We start from the raw sequence: 6,137 nt of genomic DNA, 5'->3' as shown, positions 1-6,137 counted from the left end.
TTTGGAGTAAAATATCCGTGATATTTTATTTTCTAATGTAATAAACTATCCGTGATATTTTATTTTCTAAAAAAGCAACATCACGGATGTTGCACTCCAAAGGTTTCGATAAAGGACATCAATTAGAATAAGAAAGAAAACAAAGAATGCCTAAAGCAAAAATTCTTGTTGTAGAAGACGACGGATTCACAAAACGACATATTGATCATATGCTGACCTATTTGGGTTATGCCCTTATTGGTGTTGAATCAATCCCAAAAATAGCTTATGCAAAAGCCATAAATGACATTCCCGATTTGCTAATCATTAACATTAATATCGGAGGTCATCTACAGGGGATTCAACTTGCCAAAAAAATATTAAAAGAACGCGATATTCCCATAATCTACGTGATACCACACAATGAAAGTGATATTGTGTTGCAAACTCGGGATACAAATCCATTTGGTTATCTTCCCAAACCTATTGAAAAGAACGAGCTTTTTGCCTCTATCGAAATCGCTTTATACCGATACGGGCAAAACAAAAAACTCCGTCAGCAAAAAACGAAGTTTTCAACTTTCATCCAGCAGTCTGCTTTTATCTATTTCGAAGTTGATAAAGGTAGCCATTTTACAAATGTGAATAACAAATTGGTTGAGATCACCGAATTTTCACCTGAAGAACTCATCGGAAGTGAGTCGAAGGAAATTATTATTTCTCTTAATTTTGAAAATTCTCTTAATGAGATCATCATAGGTGGAACGGAATCCAATGTCGGTTTGCAAGAATGTAAAATTCGCTGTAAGAACGGGAGTGTCAAAAACTTCGAGATGAATATCATTCCTATCAAAGAGGATGATGAAATATCCGGTTTTCAGTGTACTGCCATTGAAATGGAAGAATTACATCACTACAAAGCCTATTACAAAAACATGAATGTCCTCTTTGTTGATGATGAAATAGCATTTATCAAATCTCTCAAAAGACGTCTGATAGATGAGGAATTTAATCAATTATTTGCGACTTCAGCAGAAGCAGCTTTGGAAATAATTCGCAAGAATGAAATTCATGTCATTGTTGCTGATTTGAAAATGCCCGGAATGGATGGCATGGCTCTTGTTCGAGAAGTTAAAAGTAATTATCCGAATATTATCAGAATGATCCTGACCGCTTCAACAAATCCGATGGAGATTCTGGAGTCTATTAATACCGGTGAAGTTTATAAATATCTGATCAAACCCTTAGAATCAACGAGCGAATTCGTCCTCTATATTTACGAAGCACTTGATTTTTATAATTTAAAAATGATGGAAAAACAGCTCCACGAGAGTGAGGAGCGTTATCGGGTGCTATTCGAAACTTCTCCCGATGGGATTGTTATCACCACGCTGGATTCTCGTAATATCATTTATGCGAATCCGGCATTTTTCCATATAAGTGGGTATGCAGAAAAAAAATTGTATGAAGCAAATTTCAAAGATTTTTTTACGAACTCGGAAGAGCGGAAAGAAATTTTCACAACTCACCAAATATCACAGAATCATGTTTTTCACACCGACATAGTATTTGTCAGGGAAGATACAAGGATTCTTTATGTTGATATTACATCCTCGGTGATTGTAATTAAAAACAACAATTATCTTGTGCATTTTGTTCGTGATGTAACCGACAGGAAAATTGCCGAAGAATCGCTGCGAGAGAGTGAACAAAAATATAGAACCTTGACAAATAATATTAATGTGGGCGTGTACCGAAGCTCAATCGGAGCGTTAGGTAAGCATTTGGAAGTCAATCGCTCCATGCTGGATATTTTTGGATTTGATTCAAAACAAGAATTTCTTGAACTTAAGAATAAAGAACTCTATGAAGATCAGCAAAAGCAAAAATGGATCTGCGATAAGATACTAAAAAATGGGTTTGTTAAAAATGAAGAGTGTAATTTTATCAAGAAAGACGGGTCCCCCTTTATAGGTTCGGTCTCTGCCGTACTTGTAAGAGATCGAAATAATGAACCCGAATACTTTGACGGAATTTTGGAGGATGTTACTGATCGGAAATATATGGAAATGCAATTGAGAACCACGCAGAAGCTGGAGGCGGTAGGACAGTTAGCTGCCGGAATTTCGCATGAGATAAACTCGCCTGTGCAATATCTCGGCTACAACATGGTGCTTTTTCATGAATCCTTTAATAGTTTGTTTGATATTATTAGCAAGGCAAAAGAGCAAATTCCACTACTTGCAAACGAGTCTATAGCAAAGAATGATAAGGAACAAATAATCAGGAAGTTGATTGGATTATTGAAAAGCGAGGAGCTGGAGCAAATACTTGCAGATGTGCCGGAAGCACTAAAGTTTTCTGAAGATGGAATAAAAAGAGTAACCCAAATCGTAAAAGCAATGCGAGAATTTGTCCACCCCGGGCAATCGGAGAAAACAAAAATAGATTTGAATAATGCCATCACAAATACGGTTGAAATTTCCAGAAATGAATGGAAATACACGGCAACCATCGAAACAAATTTAGATCCCGATCTTCCCCTTGTGTCCTGCGTTCCGGGTGAAATAAATCAAGTGTTTCTGAATGTGATTCTTAATGCGAGTCAGGCTATTAAAAAAAAGGTTGGTAACGGAAATGATCAAAAAGGTGTTATCATAATTTCCACTTCTTATAAAAACGACGCGAATGACAAATCCGGATGGGTTGAAATAAAAATAAGCGATAATGGATGCGGGATACCCAAAGAGTCGAGACAAAAAATTTTTAATCTTTTTTATACAACAAAAGAGGTGGGAGTTGGTACAGGTCAGGGACTTGCCATCAGCTATAATGTGATCGTAAAAAAGCACAAAGGAAATATAGATTTTGAAACAGAAGTTGACGAAGGAACTACCTTTACGATAAATTTGCCCGTCGATTCGAAGGAAGAAATTTTGGATTTTGATGAAAATAAATTAAACTTCAGTGAAACAAAAAAGTAAAGCATTTCACGTTGTAAACGGATAAAGAAAAAATGTATTATAAAGAAAAAATTTTATTTGTGGATGACGATTCTGCCATCAGGGCGGCTTATCGGCATCGTTTACAAAAAAATTTCCACATTGAATTCGCCGTAGATGGCGAGGATGGTTTGCGGCTTATGAAAAGGAAAGGTCCTTTTGCCGTTATTGTTACGGATATGAGGATGCCAAAGATGAATGGTATCGAATTGCTGACTGAGGTAAGAGAACTTTTTCCCGACACTGTCCGAATGATGCTTACCGGCTATGCTGATTTGCAAACAGCTCTAAAATCCGTGAACGAAGGAAACATTTACCAATTTCTTACAAAACCTTGCAATATTGAGCGGTTGAGCAGATCGCTTGAAAATGGAATTGGACTTTATCGCCATATTACTGCCGAGAAAGAGTTGATCGAAAAAACATTGCAAGGAAGTGTGGAGATGCTCACTGAGATGCTCAGTCTTCTCAAACCGGAAGTTCATAGCCGTGCCTCACGAATTCGTGATTATGTGAGAGACATAGTAAAAACGATGAAACTGGAAAAACAGTGGCAGTATGAACTTTCTGCGTTACTTTCTCAGATCGGATGCCTAACTATTCCAACTGGACTGTTGGAAAAAGTCTATGCAGGTGATGATCTAACCCAAGACGAAAAAAATATGTATAAACAGCATCCAATCATCGCCCACAATCTGCTTCGGTATATTCCTCGTCTGGAATCTGTAGCAGAAATTATCAAATTACAAAATAAAACTTTTTCATTATTTCCGGCAAATACTCTTAATGAGAGATTGCAGGAAATTGAACTTGGTGCTCAGATTCTCCATGTTGTTATTGATTTTGATACAAGAATTGTGCGTGGATCTTCAAAACTTCGGGCGATAAATGCAATGGAAAAGATGCAAGGAGCGTATAATCGGGAGATTCTTACTGTTTTAGACAATCTTGGAACTCATCAATTGAATAGAGTAGTAAAAAAAGTGTCTGTTAGCGAGTTGCGAAATTCAATGATCATTAAGGATGATGTTTATGCCAAAAACAATGTTTTACTGGTTTCAAGCGGGAGAATTGTTACAGATCCAATTCTTGAATTATTACGTTCTTTTTCCGAAGGAATCGGCGTGATTGAACCAATCCGCGTCTCAATTGTTGTTTGATTTTTTAAGGCGAATATGAACTTATTTTTTGAGAAACTCGAGTCCGACGAATTTTTTTCCGTTCGACTCGGGTTTCGAAATCTGTTAAATGTGAGTGCTACATTAAAAAAAATCCCGACTCGAACGTAATAGACGACGTCCACCAACCCGCCAGTATGTTTGGAGGGAGTCGAGCTTTTTGAGTTTGACTTATCAATCGCTTTCAGCGAATAATGATCTTGCGTTTATCTTACTGGGGTAGCAAGCAACCCCAGTCTATGTTATATAACTGCTTTGCAGTAGAAACGTAACTCAATCCGCCAGCTGGCGGATTGAGTATTTTTTAGAAACTAAAATAGCCAAATAATGATTATTCTGTTTAATTTCTTGACATACATCAGATAAATAAAGTACAAGGGTTACCATTTAGAGTTAACGAGATAAAAGAAAAAACTTTTGTGTACTTTTGTGTGGTTTTGTGGCTAAAAAATATTTTAATATGAAAACGAAAAATTATAAATCCCGGGAATTAAAAAATCAAACCGTCTTGTTTGTGGATGATAGTCCCGAAATGATCAGTGCGTTGAAGAGGGTTATGATAGATGAAAAATTCAATCGTCTTTTTGCTTTAAACGCCAATGATGCCCTTGAAATTTTAGAAAAAGAGCAGGTTCAGGTTATCGTTGCAGATATGAAAATGCCGGAAATGGATGGGCTCACTTTATTACGAAAAGTTAAGAAAAACCAGCCGAACATTGTTCGGATGGTGCTTACTGCCATCACAAATCCTTTGGAGATTCTCAAATCAATAAATTCCGGTGAAGTATTTCGATATGTGGTAAAACCGATTATATCTTCCGAAAGATTTATTTCTTATATAAACGATGCCTTAGATTTTTACCGCCTTCGTATGATAGAAAGGGAATTGCTGGAAACCGAATATCGCTTTCGAGGAATCTTTGAATCCACAAACGATTGCATCATCATTTTGAATGAAAATTTTGATATTCAATACATCAATGGTTCGGCAGTTGAATATTTCGGGAAGCTTAAAGGGGAAAATCTGAATGGGTTAAGGCATGAATTTTCACCTCTTACTCAGGATTGGAAAGATAATATCCGTAATGTTTTTCGAGATGGTATAAAAACCCAAATCTCTTCCAGCAAGATGATTCGTGGAGAAAAAATTTATTTTGAAACCGAATTTACCCCTATAAATGACACAGATGGTAATACGGATACTGTTACAATTATTTATAAAGATATTACCAAAATCAAAAAACTTCAACAGGAACTGCTAAATAGTGAAAAAATGGTTACTGCCGGTAAAATGGCAGCCGGATTTGCCAATGAAGTGGGAAATCGTCTTGCCTCTGCCAGCACTTCCGCTCAATTATGCATGTCCACCCTATCTACCTCCGAGGTTTCTTCTTCACCCTCTCGTATGACTAAGCATCTACAACTTATAAACAGAAATCTGAATACCTCTACTGATATTCTAAAATTATTAGTAAGTTTTACCAAACCCATGTTAAAGGATTTGCAAATTGTTGATTTGAATAAAATTATAAAATTGGTTATTGCTGATTTGCATGATGAAATCAAAGCAAAAAACATTTCGATTGAATTTGTTCCAAAAGTATCTAAAATTAAAACCGATAGAGAACGAATGCTGGAACTTTTTGAAAATATTTTGTTAAATGCAATTCAGGCTTCGTCCCAAAATCAAAAGATACAAATTCAAACAAAGATTGAGGAGGAAATCGCTATCATAGAAATACACGACAATGGATGTGGTATTTCCGCTGAAAATATGGATGAGATTTTCGAACCGTTTTATACTACAAAAGAAAATGCAACCGGCATGGGTTTGGCAACTTGCCAACAAATCGTAACGGAGCACGGTGGTTCGATTTATGTACAAAATAACCAAGATAAAGGCGTAACCTTTATCGTAAAAATTCCTAAGGGAAATTAATTTTTCTTTGATTTGGAGTGAAATATCCGTGATATTTTT

3 protein-coding genes are annotated in these 6,137 nt (G+C 36.2%); all 3 read left to right on the top strand.

Going from position 1 to position 6,137, the window contains the following annotated elements; genetic code table 11:
- Window positions 1-146: 146 nt before the first annotated feature.
- The 3 genes from U9P79_08725 (at window position 147) to U9P79_08715 (ending at window position 6,098) form a co-directional block, all read left to right on the top strand.
- Complete coding sequence (locus U9P79_08725) at window positions 147-2,963, top strand: PAS domain S-box protein (protein MEA2104703.1); 2,817 nt, start codon at window positions 147-149, stop codon at window positions 2,961-2,963.
- A 32-nt stretch (window positions 2,964-2,995) separates the two neighbouring features.
- The gene (locus tag U9P79_08720; GenBank protein MEA2104702.1) at window positions 2,996-4,141 is read left to right on the top strand and encodes a response regulator; all 1,146 of its coding nucleotides are present in this window, start codon (window positions 2,996-2,998) and stop codon (window positions 4,139-4,141) included.
- A gap of 478 nt (window positions 4,142-4,619) precedes the next feature.
- Window positions 4,620-6,098, top strand: coding sequence for an ATP-binding protein (locus U9P79_08715; protein ID MEA2104701.1), 1,479 nt, complete (start codon window positions 4,620-4,622; stop codon window positions 6,096-6,098).
- The last annotated feature ends 39 nt before the right edge of the window (window positions 6,099-6,137 follow it).

Source organism: Candidatus Cloacimonadota bacterium (assembly GCA_034661015.1).
GTDB lineage: Bacteria > Cloacimonadota > Cloacimonadia > JGIOTU-2 > JGIOTU-2 > JAYEKN01.
The sequence above is the reverse complement of the archived record's forward strand: the minus strand, read 5'-3'. Positions and strand labels throughout refer to the sequence as shown.